Genomic DNA, 21,939 nt, shown 5'->3' on the forward strand with positions numbered 1-21,939 from the left:
CTGTTCGTCGCCGCCCCGGCCGGGGAGCAGAGTTGCTCCTCCGGTCTGCGGCGACTTCCCGGGGCACGGGAGCGCTGACCCGTGGGACGCCGGGGCGGAATTCGCCCCGGGCGACCCGCGTTGGGGGTGACAAGAAGTTCAGTGTTCAACTAAACTGGACGTACAAGGAGGTCACCCCATGCCCGCAGTGACTGTCGAGAACCCGCTCACCCTGCCGCGCGTCGGCGCTACCGCGGACGCGGTGCAGCGTCCGGTACGCGCCGTGACCACGGCGCCCAGCGGATTCGAGGGGGAGGGCTTCCCGGTGCGGCGCGCGTTCGCCGGGATCAACTACCGGTACCTCGACCCGTTCATCATGATGGACCAGATGGGCGAGGTGGAGTACCAGCCCGGAGAGCCGAAGGGGACGCCCTGGCACCCCCACCGGGGCTTCGAGACCGTCACCTACATCATCGACGGTGTCTTCGACCACCAGGACTCCCACGGCGGCGGCGGCACGATCACCAACGGCGACACCCAGTGGATGACGGCCGGTGCCGGACTGCTCCACATCGAGGCGCCGCCGGAGCACCTCGTCGTGTCCGGCGGCCTCTTCCACGGCCTCCAGCTGTGGGTGAACCTGCCTGCGGCCGACAAGATGATGGCGCCCCGCTACCAGGACATCCGCGGTGGCCAGGTGCGGCTGCTGACCTCGCCGGACGGCGGCGCGCTGCTCCGGGTGATCGCGGGCGGGCTGGACGGCCACGAGGGCCCCGGCATCACGCACACCCCGATCACGATGGTGCACGCGACGCTGGCGCCGGGAGCGGAGGTCAGCCTGCCCTGGCGGGAGGACTTCAACGGACTCGCGTACGTACTGGCCGGGCGCGGCACGGTCGGCGCCGAGCGGCGCCCGATCGGGCTGGGCCAGACCGCCGTCTTCGGCGAGGGTTCCGCGTTGACCGTCCGCGCGGACGAGAAGCAGGACGGGCACACCCCGGACCTGGAAGTCGTGCTGCTCGGCGGGCAGCCGATACGGGAGCCGATGGCGCACTACGGGCCGTTCGTGATGAACACCAGAGAGGAGCTCCAGCAGGCGTTCGAGGACTTCCAGAAGGGACGGCTGGGCACCATCCCGGCGGTGCACGGCATGTGACACCGGCCCGTGTCGCGAATCCGGTCTCCGGGCGGCTGATGAGGTGTCACCCGCCCGGCCCCGGTGGGCGGGACGGCCCGGCCGCGGCGTGATCCGCTGGAGGGATGCAGCCACAGCCCGGGGCGCCGTGGCCCCTCCTCCCCCGGCCCATCTGGCGGCTCGCGGCCTGGTGCGCCGCGGTGCTCCTGGCGGCCGGGGTCGTCGCCGTCGGCATCAAGCTGATCATCGCCTTCAGGACCGCCGTCATCCCGGTACTGCTCGCCGTGCTCGGCACCGCGCTGCTCGGGCCGTTGCACCGGCGGTTGGTCGGCATGAGGGTCCGGCGCTCGCTCGCCGCGGGACTCACCTGCGCCGCCGTCGTCATCGTGGTCGGCGGTGCGATCTACATCGTGGTCAACGCGCTCATCGAGTCCGGCGACCAGATCGTCGCCTCGCTACGGCAGGCGGCCCGGGACCTCGCGAAGCACTTCGGGGCCGCAGGTACGTCCCTGGAGGATCTGGCGAAGAACTCCAAGGACCTGATGGCCAAGTTCGGCGGGACCGCCGCCACCGGGGTGATCTCCGGGCTGAGCGTGGTCGGCGAGATGATCGCAATCGCCGTGCTCGCCCTGCTGCTGATCTTCTTCTTCCTCCGCGACTCCGACCACGCGGTCCGTACTCTGCGCTCCTTCGTCCCGCGCGCGAGCGCCGACACCGCGGAGGCGATGGGCCGCAGGGCTTTCGAGGCGGTCGAGGGATTCATGCGCGGGACCACCCTGATCGCGCTGATCGACGCCGTCTGCATCACCATCGGCCTGCTGATCCTGCGGGTGCCGGGCGCGGTGGGGCTCGGGGCGCTGGTCTTCGTGTTCGCCTACATCCCCTACCTCGGCGCGTTCATCTCGGGCTCGGTCGCCGTGCTGGTGGCGCTCGCCGACCGGGGCTTCGTGATCGCGCTCTGGGCGCTCGGTGTGGTGCTGGCCGTGCAGGTCCTGGAGGGCCACATCCTCCAGCCGGTGATCCAGAGCCGTACGGTCCAGATGCACCCGGCCGTGGTGATGCTGGCGATCACGGCGGGCGCGGGGCTGGCCGGCATCCTCGGCATGCTGCTGGCCGTGCCGCTGACCGCCGCTGCCTTCGGGGTGCTCAGCGAGCTGCGGAAGCGATACGCGGCGCCGGTCGGCGAGCCCACCGAGGGTCCGACGGGCCCGACGGGGCCACCCGGCGGTGGGCCCGGGACCGCGCCGTCTGGTGGCGCATAGCCCGGGACTTCGCCGCCTGTGCCGGGACTCAAGCGCCCGGTGGTGCCCCGCCCGGGCCCTCCGAAGGGCCGCCCGGCAGCCCGTCCGGGCTCTCCGAGGGGCCGCCCGGTGGTGCCCCGCCCGGCCCCTCCGAGGGGCCGCCCGGTAGTGGCCCGCCCGGGCCCTCCCAGGGGCCGCCCGGCAGCCCGTCCGGTGGGCCCGGCTCGTAGAGTTCGAACCAGATCGACTTGCCCTCGCCGCGCGGCTCCACGCCCCAGACGTCCGCGAGCACCTCCATCAGCACCAGCCCGCGCCCGGACGACGCCAGCTCGCCCGGCTGCCGCCTGTGCGGCAGCTCGTCGCTGGAGTCCGAGACCTCCACCCGGAGCCGCCGACTGCCGCAGTCGCCCGTCGCCTCCGCCACCAGCAGGGCGTCGCAGTCGGTGTGCACAAGCACGTTGGTCATCATCTCGGAGACCATCAGCACCGCCGAGTCGACCTGTTCGCCGTCCGCCCAGTCGTGCAGCAGCTCCCGAAGCTGTCGGCGTGCGACCGCGACCCGCGCCGGGTCGGCCTGGGCGACGGTGAGCACCGTACGGCGGGCGCGCCGGGGCGGCGGGCCGCCGTGCCGGGACAGCAGCAGCACCGCGATGTCGTCCTCGCGGCGGTCGGCGAGCGGCCCCCTGGTGAAGTGGGACTCGGGCCCGTGCACGGCCTGGACCAGCGCGTCGGCGAGCTTCTCCAGGGCCTGCCCGCCACTGAACGGTGCCTCCAGCACGGACCGGACTCGTTCCCAGCCCGAGTCGAGGTCATGGCCACCGGTCGCCAGCAGACCGTCCGTGCAGACCATGATCGTCTCGCCCGGTTCCAGGGTGACCCTGGTCGTCGGGTAGTCCGAGTCGGGGTCGATGCCGAGCGGTAGCCCACCCTCCGTCGGCCGCAGCATGACCGTGCCGTCCGCCATCCGGATCGCCGGGTCGGGGTGCCCGGCGCGGGCGATGTCCAGAGTGCCGGTCGCCGGATCGCACTCGATGTACAGGCAGGTCGCGAAACGCGGCCCGCCATACGCCCCGGCCCGCTCGACCGGGTCGCCGTCGTCGTACGTATCGGCCTCCGCGTACTCGTGCAGCCCCGTCAGGAACCGGGAGGCCCGCGCGAGCACGGCGTCCGGGCGGTGCCCCTCGGACGCGTAGGCGCGCAGCGCGATCCGCAGCTGCCCCATCAGTACCGCGGCCCGTACGTCATGACCCTGTACGTCCCCGATGACCAGGGCGATCCGGCCCCCGCCGCCACCCGCTGCCCGGGTGCCGCCGGGCAGCGGGATCAGGTCGTACCAGTCGCCGCCGACATGCGTCCCGCCGCCGGTGGGCACATAGCGCGCGGCCACCGACATCCCCGGGATCCCGGGACCCAGTTCGGGCGTGGCCGCCCAGGGGCCGCGTACGGGGTCGCGCGGACCGTCCGTGACACCGGCCCGGGACAGCGCCTGCGCCAGCATCCGGGCCACCGTGGTGAGCACCGAGCGCGCGTCCGATGTGAAGGCCACGGGCTGGCTGAACGACGCCAGCCAGACCCCGACGGTGCGCCCGGCCACGATGAGCGGCAGGAAGGCCCAGGACCGGCGGCCGAAGGGCTCCACGAGCGGCCACACGATCGGGTAGCGGCGCCGGTAGTCCGCGGGTGTGGGGATGTACAGGGCCCGGCCGGTACGGATGACGTCGGCTGCGGGGAAGGCCGTGTCCAGAGGTATGTCCGTGAGGACGGCCTCCGTGTCCGGGTCGTAGCCGTGGTGCCCGATGACGGTGAGCTGGTCGCCTTTGAGGCCGAAGACCACGAGCCCGTCCGGTGCGAACCCGGGCATGTCCAGGGACGCGGCGACCCGTAGCACCTCCGGAGTGGAGCGCGCCTCGGCCAGTGCGCGGCCGGTGTCCAGCAGGAACGCCTCGCGGGAGCGGCGCCAGCCGGTGGCACGGGGTGTACCGGGAGCGCTGCGGGGCGCGGCGCCCCCGCTGTCGTCACCCGAGCCCGCGCCCTCGTCCCGGACCGTGCCCTCGGCCGGACCCGCGTCGCCCGCGACCGCGCCCGGCGGGACTGCCGCGACCTCCTCCGCCACCGTCCCCACCAGCAGGTAGTCACCGTCCTCGATGACCGGTTTGCAGCGGCTGCGCACCGTACGCAGCACGCCGCCCTCCCCGTCGAGGATCCGCATCCGGACCTCCGCCACGGAGCCGTCCGCGACCGCGACCGTCACGAGCCCGTAGACCTCCTCCCAGTCCCCCGGGTGGAAGCGGGCCCGCAGGGTCGCCACGGGGACGGTGCCGGCGCGGGCGGGCAGCCCGAGCAGCCGTGCTGCCTCGGCGTCGAGGGTGGCGGTCCCGGATGCGTTGTCCCAGCGCCATACGCCGGTCGCGACAGCGGCCAGGACCGCCGGGACATCTTCGCGACGCATTTTCCTACTGTATTCACGTTATGGGCGGAGTGGCCTGTGCTGCTCCCGCACGGGCCGGTGCCGATACCTCAGGGAGGAGCAACGGCCGGACGGTAACCTGGGTGGGTCTGCCCACATCCCCATTGCGACGAAGACTGGATGAACGACGATGCATCGGTACAGGTCCCACACCTGCGGCGAGCTCCGCGCCTCTGACGTCGGTACCGACGTCCGGCTGAGCGGCTGGCTGCACAATCGCCGAGACCTGGGCGGCATCCTCTTCATCGATCTCCGCGACCACTACGGCATCACGCAGCTCGTCGCCCGCCCCGGCACCCCGGCCAACGAGGCCCTGAGCCACCTGACCAAGGAGTCCGTCGTCCGTGTCGACGGCAAGGTCTCCGCCCGTGGCACCGACAACGTCAACCCGGACCTGCCGACCGGTGAGGTCGAGATCGAGGTCACCGGCGTCGAGGTGCTCGGCGCCTCCGCCCAGGTGCCGTTCACGATCAACACGGACGACGGCGTCAACGAGGAGCGGCGCCTGGAGTACCGCTTCCTGGACCTGCGCCGTGAGCGTATGCACCGCAACATCATGCTGCGCACCGCCGTCATCGCCGCCATCCGGCAGAAGATGACCGCCCTCGGCTTCAACGAGATGGCCACCCCGATCCTCACCGCGACCTCCCCCGAGGGCGCCCGTGACTTCCTGGTGCCGTCCCGGCTGAACCCCGGCAAGTTCTACGCGCTGCCGCAGGCCCCGCAGCAGTTCAAGCAGCTGCTGATGATCGCGGGCTTCGACCGCTACTTCCAGATCGCGCCCTGCTTCCGGGACGAGGACGCCCGCGCTGACCGCTCGCCCGGCGAGTTCTACCAGCTCGACGTGGAGATGAGCTTCGTCGAGCAGGAGGACGTCTTCCAGCCGATCGAGCGGCTGATGACCGAGCTGTTCGAGGAGTTCGGCGGCGGCCGCCATGTCACGTCCCCGTTCCCGCGGATCCCGTTCCGCGAGTCGATGCTGAAGTACGGCAACGACAAGCCGGATCTGCGGGCCCGGCTGGAGCTGGTCGACATCACCGATGTCTTCGAGGGCTCCGAGTTCAAGGCCTTCGCCGGCAAGCACGTGCGCGCCCTGCCGGTCCCCGCCGTCCAGGACCAGCCCCGCAAGTTCTTCGACCAGCTCGGCGACTACGCCGTCGAGCAGGGCGCCAAGGGCCTGGCCTGGGTACGCGTCGGCGAGGACGGGTCGCTGTCCGGCCCGATCGCCAAGTTCCTCACCGAGGAGAACGTCAAGGTCCTCACCGAGCGCCTGGGCCTGGCCCCGGGGCACGCGGTGTTCTTCGGCGCGGGCGAGTTCGACGAGGTCTCCAAGATCATGGGCGCGGTGCGGGTCGAGGCCGCGCGCCGCTCGGGCCACTTCGAGGAGAACGTCTTCCGGTTCTGCTGGATCGTGGACTTCCCGATGTACGAGAAGGACGCGGACACCGGCAAGATCGACTTCTCGCACAACCCGTTCTCCATGCCGCAGGGCGGTCTTGAGGCCCTGGAGTCCCAGGACCCGCTGGACATCCTCGGCTGGCAGTACGACATCGTCTGCAACGGTGTCGAGCTGTCCTCTGGCGCGATCCGGAACCACGAGCCCGACATCATGTTCAAGGCCTTCGAGATCGCGGGCTACGACCGGGAGACCGTGGAGCGCGAGTTCGCCGGAATGCTGCGCGCCTTCCAGTACGGCGCCCCGCCGCACGGTGGCATCGCGCCGGGCGTCGACCGCATCGTGATGCTGCTGGCCGACGAGCCCAACATCCGCGAGACCATCGCCTTCCCGCTCAACCAGAACGCCCAGGATCTGCTGATGGGAGCGCCCGCCGAGGTCGAGGAAGCGCGGCTGCGTGAGCTGAACATCGCGCTGCGCAAGCCCCCGGCTAAGTCGGGCGAGTGACACGCGAGTGCCGTGTAAGTAGAGGCTGATACGTCAGGGGGGGGGGGGCCCCGCCCGGGCGGGGGCGCCCGCACCTGCCCCCCACCCCCCCACTCGCCCGCCCCCCGCCCCCCCCTAGAACTCGACAGAGACTGGGGTGAGGGCGCGGTACCGGCCGGGGCCCGGCCCCGGTTCGGGTCCGGCGCCCCTGACACGTTCCGACACACGCGCAAGTCCTGCGCCGCCTTCTCGCCTAATTCACGTACCTTCCGTGTCGTTCACGGCATGGCGTCCGGCGCCCGCGCGCCGAACGGGAAGAGAGGGCCAGGTAAGGCAGGACCGGTGACGCACCACCGGTGACGCAGCACCGGAGAGGACACCGCGTCGTGCTCAGCACCGTACGGACGAGACTGACGACCAGAACGACCGCCCGGCGGACCGCAGCGGCGGCACCGGCCAGGAAGACCGCCCCGGCCGTAAGGGCCGTACCAGCGGCACCGGCCACGACCGCCACCTCCACCAGGCCCGCCGCCGTCCGGGCGACGGCCGTCCCGACGCTCCTCGCCGGATTCCTCGCCGTACTGCTCGCCGCGGTGCTCGGAGGCTGCACGCAGGCCGCGCCGCCGACACAGGCCGCTGCCACCCCGCCCCGCCCGGCCGGCGGGCCGGGCGGCAGCGACACGGTCGAGGCGGCATCGCCCACGGATATCCCCGGGATCGGCAGCCGGACCCGCGACTACATCCCGGAGGACGCCACCCAGGCCGTGGTGGTGACCGGCGAGGGCCGGAACTCCCCGTACTCCACGGTCGTCCTGTACGAGTGGACCGCGGTCAAGGGCTGGCAGGCCGTCTCCGACACCTGGCCCTCCCACAACGGTCTGAGGGGCTGGACCGACGAGCACTGGGCGGGGGACAAGCGCTCACCGGTCGGGGTGTTCGGGCTCACCGACGCGGGCGGTCGGCTGCCTGATCCGGGCACCAGGCTGCCGTACCACCACAGCCCGCTGTTCAACGCGCCAGGCCGCGGCTTCCTCGGGGAGTCGCTCGCGGGATCCTTCGACTACGTGGTCGCGATCAACTACAACCGCCACGAGGGCCGCAGCCCGCTGGAGGACGGGGTGGTCAAGCGGCCCATGGGCTCGGAGCGGGGCGGCGGGGTCTGGTTCCATGTCGACCACGGCGGCCCCACCCAGGCATGTGTGTCGCTTGACCAGGAGCACATGCGGGAGCTGCTGCGCCGGCTGGACCCGGACCGCAATCCTGTGGTGGTGATGGGGGACATCGACGCGCTGGCGCGCTGACCACGGCCCCCGTCAGAGCCTGCCGGACCTACTGCGCGGTCTTCTCGTCCTTGCTTTCGAGCCTCGGGAACAGCACCGCGCCCTTGGTGACCGTCGAGCCGGCCGGGAGCCTGCCCCAGTCCGCCGCGTCCTGTACCCGCTGATCCGCCAGGTCGCCGAGGGACGCCTCAGCGCCCAGCGAGTCCCACAGCTTCCGCGAGGTGTCCGGCATGACCGGGTTCAGCAGCACCGCGACCGCGCGCAGCGACTCGGCGGCCGTGTAGAGGATGGCCGCGAGCCGTGCCCTGCCCTGCTCGGATTCGTCCTTGGCGACCTTCCACGGCTCCTGCTCCGTGATGTAGCCGTTGACCTGCTTCACGAAGTCGAAGACCGCCAGGATGCCGCCCTGGAAGTCCAGCTCGTCACCGATCCGCCGGTCCGCCTCGGCCGCCGCCTTCGCCAGCCCGTCCTGGACCGCCCGCTCAGCCGCGCCGTCTGCCACCGCCTCGGGCAGGGACCCGCCGAAGTACTTGCCGACCATTGCGGCGACCCGGGAAGCCAGGTTGCCGTAGTCGTTGGCGAGCTCACTGGTGTAGCGGGCGGTGAAGTCCTCCCAGGAGAACGAGCCGTCCTGGCCGAACGCGATCGCCCGCAGGAAGTACCAGCGGTACGCGTCCACGCCGAAGTGGGAGGTCAGGTCCTGCGGCTTGATACCGGTCAGATTGGACTTCGACATCTTCTCGCCGCCGACCATCAGCCAGCCGTTGGCCGCGATCTTCCCGGGTACCGGAAGGCCTTGGGCCATCAGCATCGCGGGCCAGATGACGGCGTGGAAGCGCAGGATGTCCTTGCCGATCAGATGCACGTCCGCCGGGAAGGTCGCGTCGAACTTCGCCGGGTTCTCGTTGTAGCCGACGGCCGTCGCGTAGTTCAGCAGGGCGTCGATCCACACGTAGATCACGTGCTTCTCGTCCCAGGGCACCTTGACGCCCCAGTCGAACGTCGAACGCGAGATGGAAAGGTCCTGCATGCCCTGCCTTACGAAGTTCACGACCTCGTTGCGGGCGGACTCGGGCTGGATGAAACCGGGGTTGGCCTCGTAGAACTCCAGCAGCCGCGGGCCGTACTCGCTGAGCTTGAAGAAGTAGTTCTCCTCCTTGAGGATCTCCACCGGCTTCTTGTGCACCGGGCACAGCTTCTGGCCCGCGTACGGTCCCCCTGCCTCCCCGTCGACCAGCTCGCCCGGGAGCTTGTACTCCTCGCATCCCACGCAGTACGGGCCTTCGTACCCGCCCTTGTAGATCTCACCCTTGTCGTACAGGTCCTGCACGAACTCCTGGACGCGGTCGGTGTGCCGCTTCTCCGTCGTTCGGATGAAGTCGTCGTTGGCGATCTCCAGGTGCTCCCAGAGGGGCTTCCAAGCCTCCTCCACGAGTTTGTCGCACCACTGCTGAGGGGTGACGCCGTTCGCCTCGGCGGTGCGCATGACCTTCTGGCCGTGCTCGTCCGTGCCGGTGAGGAACCACACCTTCTCGCCGCGCTGGCGGTGCCAGCGCGTGAGCACGTCTCCCGCGACGGTCGTATAGGCGTGGCCCAGGTGAGGAGCGTCGTTGACGTAGTAGATGGGGGTCGTGACGTAGAAAGCCCGCACGTCGTCGTTCGCCCCCTGCTTCTCGGATCCAGTGGCCGCCATGGCCGGAATCCTATCGACCTGACGAAGATCGCCCGACCGCCGTCAGTGATCCTGGAGGGGGGCATGAGGGCAGGCGAACAGGCGGGCCGCCACAGGAACGGGAGGGGAACGGGGCATGCGGGTACTGGTCGCGGAGGACGAGGAGGCGCTGGCGGAGCTGGTCTCGACGGGACTGCGGCGGGCAGGTTTCGCCGTCGATACGGTGCTCGATGGTGCCGCCGCCGTCGAGCACCTTCAGGTGCACGACTACGACGTCGTCGTACTCGACCGCGATCTGCCGGGGGTGCACGGGGACGATGTGGCGCGCGGTCTGGTCGCCGCCGCCTCGCCGACCCGGATCCTGATGCTCACCGCCGCGGCGGCCGTGGAGGACCGCGTGTACGGCCTCGATCTCGGCGCCGACGACTATCTGAGCAAGCCCTTCGAGTTCCCGGAGCTGGTGTCCCGGGTGCGGGCACTGCGGCGGCGTGGCGCACGGCCGCCCGTACCACCGCTGCTGGAACGGCACGGGCTGCGACTGGACACCGTGCGCAGGACTGCGCAGCGGGACGGGCGTGCGCTGGAGCTGTCCCCGAAAGAGTTCTCGGTGCTTCAGGTGCTCCTTGAGGCGGACGGGGCGGTGGTCTCGGCGGAGGAGCTCCTGGAGCGGGCGTGGGACGCGCACGCCGATCCGTTCACCGGGGCGGTACGGGTGTGCATGAGCAAGCTGCGGGCCAAGCTGGGGGAGCCGGGGCTGATCCGTACCGTGCAGGGCGTGGGGTACGTGCTGTGACGCCGGCTCTCCTCGGACCGGGCTCGACCATCCGCACCCGTGTCGCGATGGTCTACGGGGGCGTCTTCCTGGTGCTCGGCGCCCTGCTGCTCGGGGTCGTGAACCTGCTGTCCCTGGCGGGCGCGGACGCCGACGGCGCGACGGGTCTTGAGCGGGAGGTCTCGGACCGGGCCCGGGAGGCGGTGGCGGCCCAGATGCTGATCTGGTCCTCTCTCGCGTTGCTCGTGATGGCGGTGTGCGCGGTAGCGGTGGGGTGGTGGACCGCGGGACGGGTGCTGCGGCCGGTGCACGAGATGACCTCGCGGGCCAGGCGACTCGCGGACCGGACGCCTGCCGCGGCCGGTGACTGGGGACGGATCGCCGTACACGGGCCTGACGATGAGCTCAAGGAGCTCGGTGACACCTTCGACGGGCTGCTGGGGCGGTTGGAGGCGGCGTTCGACAGCCAGCGGAGGTTTATCGCGAACGCCTCACATGAGCTGCGTACTCCCCTGGCGACCCAGCGGACGGCCATCCAGGTCGGACTTGACGAGTCCGCCTCGGCCGAGGAGGTCGCCAGGACCAGGGAGTTGCTGCTGGCCGGCAACCGGCGCAGTGAACGCCTGATCGAGGGCCTGCTGCTGCTCGCCCGCAGCGAGCGGGGCCTGGCGGAAGGCGAGACCGGGGATCTGGACCTCGGGGAGGTGGTGGCGGGGGAGTGCGAGCGGTACGGCGTCACGGCTGATGTGCGCCGAGGCGGTCCTCCGGTCCGGGGAAACCGGCTGCTGCTGGCACAGCTGGTGAGGAACCTGGTCGCCAACGCGGTCGCGTACAACATGCCGGGCGGGAGCGTGGACGTGTCGGTGGCGGGGGGACGGCTGGTGGTCGCCAACACCGGCCCCAGGGTGGACGCGGCGGACATCCCGGGCCTCTTCGAGCCGTTCCGGCGGGGCCCGGGGCGGGACCGGATGGGGCAGGGCGCGGGCCTGGGCCTCTCCATCGTGCGGTCCATCGCCGGGGCGCACGGCGGCACGGCGACCGCGGAACCGGGCCCGGAGGGCGGGCTCGTGGTGCGGGTGAGCCTGCCCTCCGGTAACGCCTACGGCGGCTGAGGACCTGGTGCCGCGTCAGGCAACGTTCGCCCCGTCGCGACGCCCGGCACGGCGACTCGCGGCGTTGCCGAATCAACCGAGTAGGCCCACTACGAGGTCGATCCGGCGCCTTGCGATCCGTCCCCTCGGCCTTTGCGGGCCTGGGGAGGCCCCACCCCCGTCGGCCCCTTGCGGGCCTGGGGAGGCCCCACCCCCTCGGCCGTTGCGGGCCTGGGGAGGCCCCACCCCGTCGGCCCCTTGCGGGCCTGGGGAGGCCCCACCCCCTCGGCCCCTGCGGGCCTGGGGAGGCCCCATGCACCGGACGCCGCTCGTTGAGGGGCGAACCTTGCCTGACGCGGCACTAGCCCCGGCGGTTCTCCAGCCACTCGGGGAAGCGGCCCAGCAGACCCCGGTAGAGCTCGCCGTCGGTGAGCTCGCGGGGGTCGGGACCGGCGTGGAAGAAGCCGGCGTCGTCCACCGACTCGTCCGCGTCCAGCTTGCGCAGGAAGTCGAAGCCCTTGGCCTCGTACTCGCCGAAGGCCACGAACTGCCAGAAGAACGGCTTCCCCGCGACCTCCGCCAGAGCCTGCCTGGCGGGCTGCCTGGCGTCCGGGGGACCGTCGGTCTGGAACACCACGAGCGCCGGGAGGCCTGCTTCCGCCGACTTCTCGTGGTGCGCCACGACCTCTTCGACGGCCCGGTGGTAGCTGGTGCGGCCCATGCGTCCGAGCCCCGCGTGGAGTTCGTCCACCCGGCCCTCGTACTCGCTGAGCGTCAGCTCCCCGGTGCCGTCGATGTCGGTCGAGAAGAACACGACATGAACGGAGGCCGCCTCATCGAGGTGCGCCGCCAGAGCGAGCGTCTGCTCGCCGAGCTGCTGGGCGCTGCCGTCCTTGTAGTACGGCCGCATCGACCCGGACCGGTCAAGCACCAGGTACACCTTGGCCCGCGCACCGGTGGTCCCAGCGCTCTTGAGCGCCGATCCGGCTGCCTTGTAGGCGCCGACGAGGCCTGCGGCCTGCGACTTGACGCGGGCGAGGGAGACGGCGGGGGCGGGGGTGGTGATGGCGGGCTCGGGCTCGGCTTCCGCCTCGGGCTCGGCTTCCGCCTCGGGCTCGGCTTCCGCCTCGGGCTCGGCTTCCGCCTCGGGCTCGGCGGCGGTCACCGGCGGTTCCTCGGAGGGGGCCTCCTGGACGGGAGCCGCTGCCGCGTCGCCCTCGGCGTCGGCGTCGGCGGCGCCTACGGTCTCGCCCTCGGCGTCGGCGTCGGCGGCGCCTACGGTCTCGCCTTCCGCCTCGGCCTCGGTGGTGGCCGCTGCGGTCTCCTCGACGGAGGCCTCCTCGGCGGGAACCGCGTCGGCTTCGGGCTCGGCGGCATCGGTGCGGCGGCTCTGGGCGGTGGCCTGCGCGGGGATCACGGGGTCGGCCGTGGTCGTGCCGGCATCGGCGGTCCCATCCACCTCGGCGGACGCCTCGGCGGCCTGGGGAGCGACCTCGTCGGAGGCCTCGTCCGCCGCGACGGGCGTGGGCTCGGGGGTGTCGCTGTCGGTGTCGATGTCCGTGGCGGCTTCGTCGTCGGCCGTCGCCTTCGTACCGGCGTCGGCGGCCTGGGCTTCGTCTTCGGCCGTCGCGGGCGCCGCCTCGGCGACAGCCTCAACGGTCTCGGCGGGCTCGGCAGTCTCGGCGGGCTCGGGTTCCCCGGCTGCCTCTGCCCCCTCGGGGGTCGTACGGGCCGACGGGATTGTCGGACGCGGCGCCGGTGACGCCGATGACGCGTTGTCGAAGGACGCCGCCACCAGGTCGGCGGCGCGTTCCTCGGGAGTCGCGGATCCGGCGGGGGGCTCGGCCTGGGCCGGCACGCCGGACTGAGTGTTGGCCGGGGCAATCGTGGCCGACGGGGCCGACAGGGGTGACGGGGACGACGACTCCGTACGCTCGCGTCCAAACACCTTGCGCAGCAAGCTCCGAATGCCCATGGGCGAGGCCTTTCGCGTGAATTGGGGCGATCCATTCCCGGACCAGGTGGCGCGGCAGCCCGCATCCCTGGCCATGGCGGACACGTAAGGTTAGCCCCCGCCCGTTTGGCAAGTGGGCAACCCCCTCCGGTGTCAAGAGCGCCTCAGTCCGTCCCCATTCATCCCCTGTTCACCTCGCCGCCGCCCGCGTGAACGCGTGTACCCCTAGCGTCACGGCCGGAGACATTCCGACACGATGTCGGCGCGGGATGCGCGCCGAAGGGGATTGGGGACGAAGTGCGCAAACTGCTGCCGCTGCTGAGCTCGGGTCACGCGGGCGGCCGGTCCGCTCTCACCTGCCGTTACCGATGCGGTGACGCCTGCTTCCAAGAAGTGCCGAACACCAGCGGCAACGAGTACGCCGGTGACATCATCGCGGGCGCGCTCTCCCGCCGTTCCGTGATGCGCACCGCCGCCGTCGTGACCGTCGCCACCGCCACGGCCGGTGCTGTCGTCGCGCAGGGCGCCACCGAGGCCCACGCGGCTCCCGCCGGCGCCATGCCCGAGGGGCGTGGCGCTGCCCACGGAGGGGCGGCGCGCGGTCTCCGCTTCACGTCCGTCGAGCCCAACACCGCCGACAAGGTGACCGTTCCCGCCGGTTACGCCCAGAATGTCGTCATTCGCTGGGGTGAACCCATTCTGCGCGGCGCCCCGGCCTTCGACCCCGACCGCCAGAGCGCGCGGGCGCAGGCCGGCCAGTTCGGCTACAACAACGACTTCCTGAGCCTGCTGCCGCTCCGCGAGTACGGCCGCCAGGTACTCGTGGCCAACCACGAGTACACGGACGAAGTCCTGATGTTCAAGGGCTACGACCCGGCGAACCCCACCCGCGAACAGGTCGAGACCGCCTGGGCCGCGCACGGCCTGTCCGTCGTCGTGGTCCAGGAAGAGCGCAGGAGCGGCAAGCTCACGCCCGTCACCCGGCACCACCTCAACCGCCGTCTCACCGCGACCTCGGAGTTCCGCCTGACCGGCCCTGCCGCGGGCGGCGACCTGCTGAAGACCTCCGCCGACCCGACCGGCACCAAGGTGCTCGGCACCCTCAACAACTGCGCGGGCGGCACCACACCCTGGGGCACCACGCTGCACGGCGAGGAGAACTTCAACCAGTACTTCGCCAACGGCTCCAGCGCGACCGACAAGCGCTACGGCATCGGCACCTCCGCGACCGAGCGCAAGTGGGAGAGGTTCGACAAGCGTTTCGACGTCGCCCAGGAGCCCAACGAGTCGCACCGCTTCGGCTGGGTCGTGGAACTCGACCCGTACGACCCGGACTCGACGCCCCGCAAGCGCACCGCTCTCGGCCGCTTCAAGCACGAGGCCGCCCAGCCGCGCCTCACCCGCGACGGCCGCCCCGTCGTCTACATGGGCGATGACGAACGCTTCGACTACTTCTACAAGTTCGTCTCGTCGAAGCGGATGAAGAAGGACGGTTCGCGGGCTGCCCACCGGCACAACCTGACGCTTCTGGACGAGGGCACCCTGTATGTCGCCAAGCTCAGCGGCGACAGCCCGGCCGCCGAGATCGACGGCACCGGAAAGCTCCCGAACGACGGTGAGTTCGATGGCAGCGGCGTGTGGATCCCGCTGGCCACCGGGGACGTCTCGCATGTCGAGGGCATGACCGCCGAGGAGGTCTACGTCTTCACCCGGCTCGCCGCCGACAAGGTGGGCGCCACCAAGATGGACCGCCCCGAGGATGTGGAGCCCAGCCCCCGCACCGGACGGGTCTACGTGGCGCTCACCAACAACGGCGACCGCGGCAAGACGGGCAAGGCGGGCGCCGACGAGGCCAATCCGCGCAACCTCAACAAGCACGGCCAGATCCTGGAGCTCGCCGAGCACTGGGACAACCCGGCGAGCGACGGCTTCGCCTGGCGGCTCTTCCTGGTCGCGGGCGACCCGGAGGACCCGGCCACCTACTTCGCCGGCTACCCGAAGGACGCGGTCAGCCCGATCTCCTGCCCGGACAACGTGGCCTTCGACCCGCACGGCAACCTGTGGATCTCCACCGACGGCAACCAGCTCGGCTCCCACGACGGCCTGTTCGGTGTGGCCACGAGGGGCGAGCGGCGCGGTGAGCTGAAGCAGTTCCTCACGGTGCCGAGGGGCGCGGAGACCTGCGGCCCGATCATCCAGGACCGCCGTGTGGTCGTCGCCGTCCAGCACCCGGGCGAGATCGACGGCGCGTCGGTCGAGAAGCCCGAGTCGGTGTGGCCGGACGGACCGGGCAGGCTCGTCCGCCCGGCGGTCGTCGCGGTGTACCGCGAGGACGGCCGCGACATCGGCGTCTGATCCGCTGACGTTACGGGCCCGGCGCCACGCGCGCCGGGCCCGTAGCCGTACATCCGTCGCCGCAGCCGAAGACGTACAGTCGATCGCATGGCTGAGGAGGATGGCACCGGTGGCGGCGCGGTACGGGTGGACAGCTGGATCTGGTCCGTACGGCTCACCAAGACCCGCTCACAGGCGGCGACCGCCTGCCGCGGCGGTCATGTCCGGGTGAACGGTGAACGCGTCAAGCCGGCGCAGGCCCTGCGGCCCGGCGACGAGGTGCGGCTGTTCCACGCCGGCCACGAGCGGATCGTGGTCGTCTCCCGCCTGATCCGCAAGCGCGTCGGCGCTCCGGTGGCGGTGCAGTGCTACGTGGACAACACACCGCCGCCCCCGCCCCGCGAATTCGCGGCCCCGATGGGCGTACGGGACCGGGGCGCGGGCCGCCCGACGAAGCGCGACCGGCGCGAGATGGACCGGTTGCAGGGCCGCCAGGGGTAGGCGCCGTCCGGTGGCGCGATCAGGTACGCGGCGAGGCGATGGCGCGGGCCGCCGCCACCTCGTGCCGGAGCGGGGACAGCACGCTCTCTTCGGAGCCGCGCAGATTCACCCTGACCTCGTACAGCTCGTCGCTGGTCCGCAGCCCCGCCGCCAGTTCCCGCAGCTCGTGCACGATGGCCGTGACCTCGCCGGGCGCCGGAGCGGCGGCGCCCTGGTTCACCCGTACCCTGGCGGCCGTCGTCGCGTCGGCGACCCGCTCCATGGCGACGGCCAGCGGCCACCAGGCGGCGGCGCGGGTACCGGTCGGCGGGGGCTCGGTGAGGGCGCGCTGGAACTCGCAGCGGACGCCCGACAGATCCCGGTAGAGCCTGCGCCGTGAGCGTTCCTGGGCGCCCGGGTCGGCCACGGGGTCGGCGGCGGGGGTGAAGGACAGCTCCACATAGTGCGCCGCGTGGTCGACCGCGTCCGCCAGCCGGTCGCCGACGCGGGTGTGCCAGCTCTCCGGCCACAGCAGATACCCCGCGAGCAGTGCGATCGCACATCCGATCAGGCTGTCCACCAGGCGGGGCAGCAGCAGACCGGTGCCCTCGTGGTTGAGCAGGTCGGACAGCAGCAGGATGGCGGGGGTGATCGCGGCGGTCTGGAAGGCGTAGCCCTTGACGGTGAACGCCGGGATCAGCGCGGCCAGCACCATCATCACCGGCACGTACGCCCAGCCGCGCGGCACCTCGGCGAGGACCACGGTCGCGACCACCAGTCCTGCCGCGGTGCCCACCGCGCGCAGCACCGCACGTGAGAAGACCGAGCCGAAGTCCGGTTTCAGGACGAAGGTGACGGTGAGCGCCACCCAGTACGAGCGGTCCAGGGGCACCAGCGAGACCAGGGCCTGGGCCAGGCCGATGCAGAGCGCGAGCCGCAGACCGTAGCGCCAGGAGGCTCCCGACAGCAGCACATAGCGTGTGGTGCGTCTGGCCCGGACGCCGAGTGCGGCGGGACGGCCCAGGCGGTCGAGGTCGCCGAGCTGCTCCTCGGCCCGGTAGGGATCGATGTCGGCCTCGTGCACGACCTTGGCCGCGTGCCGTACGGCGTCGTCCACGGCCCGTTCGGACGGGGTGCGCGGAGGCGGCAGTTCCAGGGCGGCGGCGCCGGTGTGGCGGCCCTGTTCGACGTCGTCCGCGAGGGAGCGTACGGCGTCGGGTACCGCGGCGGGCAGCGGATGCCCCGCCATACGCGCCGCCGGGGCGGCTTCGACCACCGGTACCAGCGCGTTGAGCTGGGCGAGCAGCCGTACCAGTGAGGGGTTGTGGCCGTGGTCGCGGGTACGGCGGCCGAGCACGAGGTCGTACGAGGCGTTGAGCGCGGCGGTCACCGCGTGCCGCCGGGTGTCGTAGGCGTCGTCGTCGGCGGGCTCGCCCGAGGCGGCGAGCTGGTCGGCGATGGCGCGATAGGCGGCGGCCACCGCGGCACGCTCCGGCACCCCGCCGCGCAGCGGCCAGCCGAGCAGGGCGAGGGCGAGTACGAACAGACCGCCGACGCTCAGCAGCAGCGGTGCCGTCCACCAGGGGCTCGGCAGCGGGATACCGGCGCCGATCACGGCGTCGAGCAGGAGCAGCAGCCCGGATACGGAGGCGACCGCGCCGATCGAGGAGATCATCCCGGACACCAGCGCGACCAGGGTGAGCACGCCGACCGCGAGCCAGCCCCGGTCGTACACCAGGGTGCCGACGGTGACACCGACCGCGCCGAACGCCTGGGGTACGGCGATGTTGAACACCCGCATCCGGTACGCGTCGGCGGTGTCGCCGATCACCCCGGACAGCGCGCCCATCGCCACCAGCGCCCCGTACGCCACCTGTCCGGTGGCGAAGCCGGCCGCGAGCGGGGCGGACATCCCGATGGAGGCGCGCGCGACAGCGGCCCACGGGACCGGCGCGGGCCGCGGGCGCAGGCTGCGGACCAGCCAGGGGGGCGGGGACAGACGCCGCGGGGACGGAAGCGCGGTCAGACGCTTCTTGCCCAGACACGTGTTCAGACGGGTGCTCAGTCGCGGGGTCGGTCGCTTGCGGGGCGCCACCGGTCAGCCGCCGTGGTGTCGTGGGCCTGTGCCTGGGCCGGGGCCCGGCGTCAGTGCCGCACGGCGCGGGCGATCTCGGCCGGCGGGGTGCCCGACAGGTCGCGGTTGCTGCGCGCGTCGGCCGACTTGGTGCCGCCTGCCGGGACGCCGTCGATGTTCACGACCACGGCGTCGAGCAGATTGCCGTCGGAGTCCTTGAAGTTGACCTGGACCGTGAAGTCGGCCGTACTGCTGGAGTTGTTGGTCGCCGTGATCTCGGCGACGGCCCGGCCGTTCTCGTTCGCGGTGCTGCCGGCCTTCACATCGCCCGTGACATCGAAGCCGCCCTGGATGTCGGACAGCTTGGCGGTGGCGGACGCGATGAGGTCGCTTGCCTTGGACGCCGCCGACGCGGGGGTCTCGCCGTTGTCGGACGAGCAGCCGGTGAGCACACCGGCGATCAGGGCGGCGGCGATGAGTGCGTTGCGGATGAGTGCGTTGCGGGGGCCACGGGTGTCATGGGGGTCACGAGTGCCACGAGACGATCTCATACGGCCCAGAGTGCGCCCGGCGGGCACGTTCGGCCACTTGGCGCAGTCCGGGAGGGACCGCCGGGCGGGACCAGCCAGGAGGGCCTAGGAGGCGTCCTTGCTCGTCGTGCCCCGGGCGGGTGCGAGCGTCCGCAGGGCGCCGATCAGCAACTCGACACCGAACGCGAACTCCGCGTCGTGGTCGTTGACCGCGAGGATCGGCGCGACCTTGGCCACCGCGGGGAACCCCGCCTCCGCGAAGTAGGCGGTCCTGGCCCGCTCCACCTCGGCGCGGTCGCGCTCCTGGCCGTGGTCCTGGGGCGGTGGTGCCGTATGGATCTCCCGCAGCAGCGAGCCGACCTGGAACGAGACGAACAGCCGCAGCACATGTACCGCGGTGGCCTCGTCGAAGCCGTGGTCGAGCAGCATCGCGAGCATGGTGTCGACGGGTGCCAGCGCGGTGGGGGTGGAGAGCTGGCGGGTCAGGGCGAGCTCTCCGGCGCGCGGGTGGCGAAGCGCCGCCTCGCGGAACGTGTGCGAGAGGGTGCGCACGCCCTCCTCCCAGCCGCCGCTCATCCGGGTCGGCATCCGCATCCGGTCCGTGATGTATTCGGTGACGCCGTCGAGGATGTCGGCCTTGCTCCGCACATGGTTGTAGAGCGACATCGCCTGTACGCCGAGCCTGGCCGCGATGCGCCGCATGGACAGACCGTCCACGCCCTCCTCGTCGATGATCACCAGCGCGGCCGCGACGATTCTCTCCCGTGTCAACGGTTCACGATGGGGCGGGAGTTCGTGTCGAGGTTCCTGCGCCATGGCGGTCACTCTCTTTCGGGTGGCTACGCGCGGTAACGCTTGACGGCTTACAGCGTAGGTGCTTCGCTCCTGTCTCGTACTTACGGTGTAAGCCGTCGCAGCGGCGCACCCGTTCCGTACGGCCACCATCCTCCCCTTCCCGCCGTCGCCTCCCCGCCGTTTCTTCCAGCCCGGCCCCTCGCCGGGTCTCCCCCTGGCCGCAGGAGACCCACATGTCCGTGAGCACCACCACCCTTCGGCAGCGGCGCTCGTCCCTGACCGTGCACCATCTCGACTGCGCGCCCATGCGCCCCATCGGCGGTATCCCCCTTGTCTCGCACTGCCTGCTGATAGCCACCGGCAGCGGTCTCGTACTGGTCGACACCGGCCTCGGCGCGGCCGAGGTGTCGGACCCGCGGCGGCTCGGCGGACTGTTCCGCCACACGATGCGCCCCGAGCTCGACCTGGCGCGCACGGCAGCCCATCAGGTGCGGGCGCTCGGCTACGACCCGTACGACGTCCAGGACATCGTGCTGACCCACCTTGATCCGGACCACGCCGGAGGGCTCGCCGACTTCCCGCACGCCAGGGTCCATGTCATGGCCGACGAGTACCGCGCCGCGATGCGCCGCGACACCAGGCTGGAGGCCGCCCGGTACCTTCCCGCCCAGTGGGCCCACGGTGTCGACTGGGTCGTCCATGACACCGCCGACTCGATGTGGTTCGGCTTCCCCGCGTCGAGGGTCATGCGCGCCCCGGACATCCTGCTGGTGCCACTGCCCGGCCATACCCGCGGTCACTGCGCCGTCGCGGTCCAGCAGCAGAACCGCTGGCTGCTGCACGCGGGGGACGCGTACGCCTTCCACGGCGAGATCGACCTCAGGCGCCGGCGCTGCCCGCGCCCGTTGGCGCTGCACCAGCGGATGATGGCGGACGACCACCCGATGCGGCTCGACCAGTTGGAGCGGCTGGTCGCCTTGCGCAGGGCGCATCCGCGGCTGATCCGTGTCTTCTCGTCGCGTGACGCGCAGGAGTTCGACCTGCTGTCGGACCGCGCGTAGGGCGGGCGCGCCCCCGCCCCGGCCGTACGGGTAGGGGTACGGCCAGGGCGGGGTGGGGTCCACCGGCAGCGGGGTTCGCCGACGGCGGTGTCAGGTGGTCGCCGAGGTGCGCGACCTCTCGTGTGCCAGCGCCCAGATCACGAAGACCGAGATGGCCATGATGACGATCGCCCAGACCGGCTGGTAGGGCAGGAACAGGAACTGGGCGATGATGTTCAGCGACGCCAGCGCGATACCGGCGATCTTGGCCCACTCGGCGTTCTTGAGGATTCCCCAGCCCGTCACGGCGAGGACGACGCCGAGGATGAGGTGGATCCAGCCCCAGCCGGTGAGGTTGAAGGAGTAGATGTAGCCGCCGACCCGGGCGTAGACCGTGTCCTCGGCTATCGCGGCGATGCCCTCGATGATGTCGATGATGCCGACCACCGAGAGCAGCACACCGGCGAACAGTGTGCCGCCGCCCGACCAGGCGTCCTTGCCGGTGCCCGGCCCGGGGTTCCGCGGGGTGGTCTCGTTCTGGGGTGCAGTGTTCTGGCTCATGGCGCCAGCATGCGGCGAATGGGTTACATCTGCGACATGCGGCGCATTTCGGTTGAGCCATTCGGGGGACGCGCCGCTCCACTTGCCGCTCCTGCCCTGCGGGCAGACGGTAGGGGGAACAAGAGGACAAGAGGGGGTGGCCCCGGGGAGCGGAAGGAGTTCAGCCATGGCCGCACACGCAGTGGTGCCGGCGCGGCACCACCACGGCACTCTCGGATGGGCGCTGCCGCTCACCCTGGGCGTCGCCTACGGCTTCTACACGTCCTTCATGGCACGCGAGGCGGGCGAGTCCGTCGGCGGCCAGCTGGTGATCGGCTTCGTCTCCGGCGCGGTGTTCGCCGCACTCTGCTTCGTACTGGGCCGCTACCAGTCCGCCCTGCCGCGCGAGCTCCGCGCGGCGGCGTACGCGGCACTCGTGGGGATCTCGGTCGGCTATCTGTACAGCCTGAGCGGGCGCAGCGTCCTCACGGTGACGGTCCTGGCCCTGGCCCTGGCGGTCGGCACGCTCATCGTCACGTTCTACTTCTTCTACACGCACGAGGACTGAGCCCACACCGCGCCGATGCGCCCCCGCCCGGGACTCTTCCGGGCGGGGCGCATTCGTGTCGCCTGGCGCAGGGCTGCCCCGGTGGCGGGGAGCGGTGCCTCTTCC

Annotated in this window: 17 protein-coding genes; 10 read left to right on the plus strand and 7 right to left on the minus strand. The window is 71.7% G+C overall.

Annotated elements, in window-relative coordinates; translation table 11 throughout:
- Nucleotides 1-178 precede the first annotated feature (178 nt).
- Together ACFWI9_RS05235 and ACFWI9_RS05240 are read left to right on the plus strand one after the other, a co-directional pair.
- The gene (locus tag ACFWI9_RS05235) at nt 179-1,135 is read left to right on the plus strand and encodes a pirin family protein (protein WP_387159152.1); all 957 of its coding nucleotides are present in this window, start codon (nt 179-181) and stop codon (nt 1,133-1,135) included.
- A 104-nt stretch (nt 1,136-1,239) separates the two neighbouring features.
- A complete protein-coding gene (locus ACFWI9_RS05240; protein WP_387159153.1) occupies nt 1,240-2,376 on the plus strand; it encodes an AI-2E family transporter in 1,137 nt (378 codons plus the stop codon).
- Nucleotides 2,377-2,404: 28 nt separating this feature from the next.
- On the opposite strand, the gene ACFWI9_RS05245 is transcribed toward ACFWI9_RS05240, so the two are convergent.
- Nucleotides 2,405-4,804: a SpoIIE family protein phosphatase gene (locus tag ACFWI9_RS05245; protein ID WP_387159154.1), complete on the minus strand. Its 2,400-nt coding sequence runs from the start codon at nt 4,802-4,804 to the stop codon at nt 2,405-2,407.
- Nucleotides 4,805-4,952: 148 nt separating this feature from the next.
- Between ACFWI9_RS05245 and aspS the strand changes: the two genes are divergently transcribed.
- On the plus strand, nt 4,953-6,725 hold the full coding sequence (aspS, locus tag ACFWI9_RS05250; protein WP_387159155.1) for an aspartate--tRNA ligase: 1,773 nt from the start codon (nt 4,953-4,955) through the stop codon (nt 6,723-6,725).
- 560 nt (nt 6,726-7,285) lie between these two features.
- Nucleotides 7,286-8,005: a hypothetical protein gene (locus tag ACFWI9_RS05255; protein ID WP_387159202.1), complete on the plus strand. Its 720-nt coding sequence runs from the start codon at nt 7,286-7,288 to the stop codon at nt 8,003-8,005.
- A gap of 28 nt (nt 8,006-8,033) precedes the next feature.
- On the opposite strand, the gene metG is transcribed toward ACFWI9_RS05255, so the two are convergent.
- Nucleotides 8,034-9,677 carry a methionine--tRNA ligase gene (gene metG, locus ACFWI9_RS05260; protein ID WP_387159156.1) on the minus strand — a complete coding sequence of 548 codons (1,644 nt, stop codon included), beginning with the start codon at nt 9,675-9,677 and terminating at the stop codon, nt 8,034-8,036.
- A gap of 115 nt (nt 9,678-9,792) precedes the next feature.
- Here metG and ACFWI9_RS05265 point away from each other — a divergent pair, with 115 nt between their 5' ends.
- Together ACFWI9_RS05265 and ACFWI9_RS05270 are read left to right on the plus strand one after the other, a co-directional pair.
- The gene (locus tag ACFWI9_RS05265; RefSeq protein ID WP_387159157.1) at nt 9,793-10,449 is read left to right on the plus strand and encodes a response regulator transcription factor; all 657 of its coding nucleotides are present in this window, start codon (nt 9,793-9,795) and stop codon (nt 10,447-10,449) included.
- Nucleotides 10,450-10,496: 47 nt separating this feature from the next.
- Nucleotides 10,497-11,540 (plus strand): ATP-binding protein, encoded by a 1,044-nt coding sequence (locus ACFWI9_RS05270; RefSeq protein ID WP_387159203.1) that lies wholly within the window; start codon nt 10,497-10,499, stop codon nt 11,538-11,540.
- A gap of 340 nt (nt 11,541-11,880) precedes the next feature.
- Here ACFWI9_RS05270 and ACFWI9_RS05275 read toward each other — a convergent pair whose 3' ends face one another.
- Nucleotides 11,881-13,377 carry a VWA domain-containing protein gene (locus ACFWI9_RS05275; protein WP_387159158.1) on the minus strand — a complete coding sequence of 499 codons (1,497 nt, stop codon included), beginning with the start codon at nt 13,375-13,377 and terminating at the stop codon, nt 11,881-11,883.
- A gap of 393 nt (nt 13,378-13,770) precedes the next feature.
- On the opposite strand from ACFWI9_RS05275, the gene ACFWI9_RS05280 reads away from it, so the two are divergent.
- Nucleotides 13,771-15,828: a PhoX family protein gene (locus ACFWI9_RS05280; protein WP_387159159.1), complete on the plus strand. Its 2,058-nt coding sequence runs from the start codon at nt 13,771-13,773 to the stop codon at nt 15,826-15,828.
- Nucleotides 15,829-15,915: 87 nt separating this feature from the next.
- Nucleotides 15,916-16,308 (plus strand): RNA-binding S4 domain-containing protein, encoded by a 393-nt coding sequence (locus ACFWI9_RS05285; protein ID WP_387159160.1) that lies wholly within the window; start codon nt 15,916-15,918, stop codon nt 16,306-16,308.
- 19 nt (nt 16,309-16,327) lie between these two features.
- Here the strand turns inward: ACFWI9_RS05285 and ACFWI9_RS05290 are convergent, their stop codons facing one another.
- From ACFWI9_RS05290 to ACFWI9_RS05300, 3 genes are all read right to left on the minus strand, one after another.
- Nucleotides 16,328-18,199, minus strand: coding sequence for an FUSC family protein (locus tag ACFWI9_RS05290; protein ID WP_387159161.1), 1,872 nt, complete (start codon nt 18,197-18,199; stop codon nt 16,328-16,330).
- A gap of 233 nt (nt 18,200-18,432) precedes the next feature.
- Nucleotides 18,433-18,912, minus strand: coding sequence for an FxLYD domain-containing protein (locus ACFWI9_RS05295; RefSeq protein WP_387159162.1), 480 nt, complete (start codon nt 18,910-18,912; stop codon nt 18,433-18,435).
- A gap of 84 nt (nt 18,913-18,996) precedes the next feature.
- Nucleotides 18,997-19,662, minus strand: coding sequence for a TetR/AcrR family transcriptional regulator C-terminal domain-containing protein (locus tag ACFWI9_RS05300; protein WP_387159163.1), 666 nt, complete (start codon nt 19,660-19,662; stop codon nt 18,997-18,999).
- 257 nt (nt 19,663-19,919) lie between these two features.
- On the opposite strand from ACFWI9_RS05300, the gene ACFWI9_RS05305 reads away from it, so the two are divergent.
- Nucleotides 19,920-20,747 carry an MBL fold metallo-hydrolase gene (locus ACFWI9_RS05305; RefSeq protein WP_387159164.1) on the plus strand — a complete coding sequence of 276 codons (828 nt, stop codon included), beginning with the start codon at nt 19,920-19,922 and terminating at the stop codon, nt 20,745-20,747.
- 90 nt (nt 20,748-20,837) lie between these two features.
- Here the strand turns inward: ACFWI9_RS05305 and ACFWI9_RS05310 are convergent, their stop codons facing one another.
- Complete coding sequence (locus ACFWI9_RS05310; protein ID WP_387159166.1) at nt 20,838-21,287, minus strand: hypothetical protein; 450 nt, start codon at nt 21,285-21,287, stop codon at nt 20,838-20,840.
- 166 nt (nt 21,288-21,453) lie between these two features.
- Between ACFWI9_RS05310 and ACFWI9_RS05315 the strand changes: the two genes are divergently transcribed.
- Nucleotides 21,454-21,834 (plus strand): hypothetical protein, encoded by a 381-nt coding sequence (locus ACFWI9_RS05315; RefSeq protein WP_387159167.1) that lies wholly within the window; start codon nt 21,454-21,456, stop codon nt 21,832-21,834.
- The last annotated feature ends 105 nt before the right edge of the window (nt 21,835-21,939 follow it).

It is taken from the genome of Streptomyces sp. NPDC127084, from assembly GCF_042724175.1.
In the GTDB taxonomy this organism is placed as follows: Bacteria; Actinomycetota; Actinomycetes; order Streptomycetales; family Streptomycetaceae; genus Streptomyces.

What these genes read in the sequence shown, in the direction of transcription:
- ACFWI9_RS05315 (WP_387159167.1), top strand. Translation starts at nt 21,454, where the DNA reads ATGGCCGCACACGCAGTGGTGCCGGCGCGGCACCACCACGGCACTCTC.
- ACFWI9_RS05240 (WP_387159153.1), top strand. Translation starts at nt 1,240, where the DNA reads ATGCAGCCACAGCCCGGGGCGCCGTGGCCCCTCCTCCCCCGGCCCATC.
- ACFWI9_RS05245 (WP_387159154.1), bottom strand. Translation starts at nt 4,804, where the DNA reads ATGCGTCGCGAAGATGTCCCGGCGGTCCTGGCCGCTGTCGCGACCGGC.
- ACFWI9_RS05305 (WP_387159164.1), top strand. Translation starts at nt 19,920, where the DNA reads ATGTCCGTGAGCACCACCACCCTTCGGCAGCGGCGCTCGTCCCTGACC.
- aspS (WP_387159155.1), top strand. Translation starts at nt 4,953, where the DNA reads ATGCATCGGTACAGGTCCCACACCTGCGGCGAGCTCCGCGCCTCTGAC.
- ACFWI9_RS05235 (WP_387159152.1), top strand. Translation starts at nt 179, where the DNA reads ATGCCCGCAGTGACTGTCGAGAACCCGCTCACCCTGCCGCGCGTCGGC.
- ACFWI9_RS05290 (WP_387159161.1), bottom strand. Translation starts at nt 18,199, where the DNA reads ATGTCCGCCCCGCTCGCGGCCGGCTTCGCCACCGGACAGGTGGCGTAC.
- ACFWI9_RS05285 (WP_387159160.1), top strand. Translation starts at nt 15,916, where the DNA reads ATGGCTGAGGAGGATGGCACCGGTGGCGGCGCGGTACGGGTGGACAGC.
- ACFWI9_RS05265 (WP_387159157.1), top strand. Translation starts at nt 9,793, where the DNA reads ATGCGGGTACTGGTCGCGGAGGACGAGGAGGCGCTGGCGGAGCTGGTC.
- ACFWI9_RS05295 (WP_387159162.1), bottom strand. Translation starts at nt 18,912, where the DNA reads ATGAGATCGTCTCGTGGCACTCGTGACCCCCATGACACCCGTGGCCCC.
- metG (WP_387159156.1), bottom strand. Translation starts at nt 9,677, where the DNA reads ATGGCGGCCACTGGATCCGAGAAGCAGGGGGCGAACGACGACGTGCGG.
- ACFWI9_RS05270 (WP_387159203.1), top strand. Translation starts at nt 10,497, where the DNA reads ATGGTCTACGGGGGCGTCTTCCTGGTGCTCGGCGCCCTGCTGCTCGGG.
- ACFWI9_RS05310 (WP_387159166.1), bottom strand. Translation starts at nt 21,287, where the DNA reads ATGAGCCAGAACACTGCACCCCAGAACGAGACCACCCCGCGGAACCCC.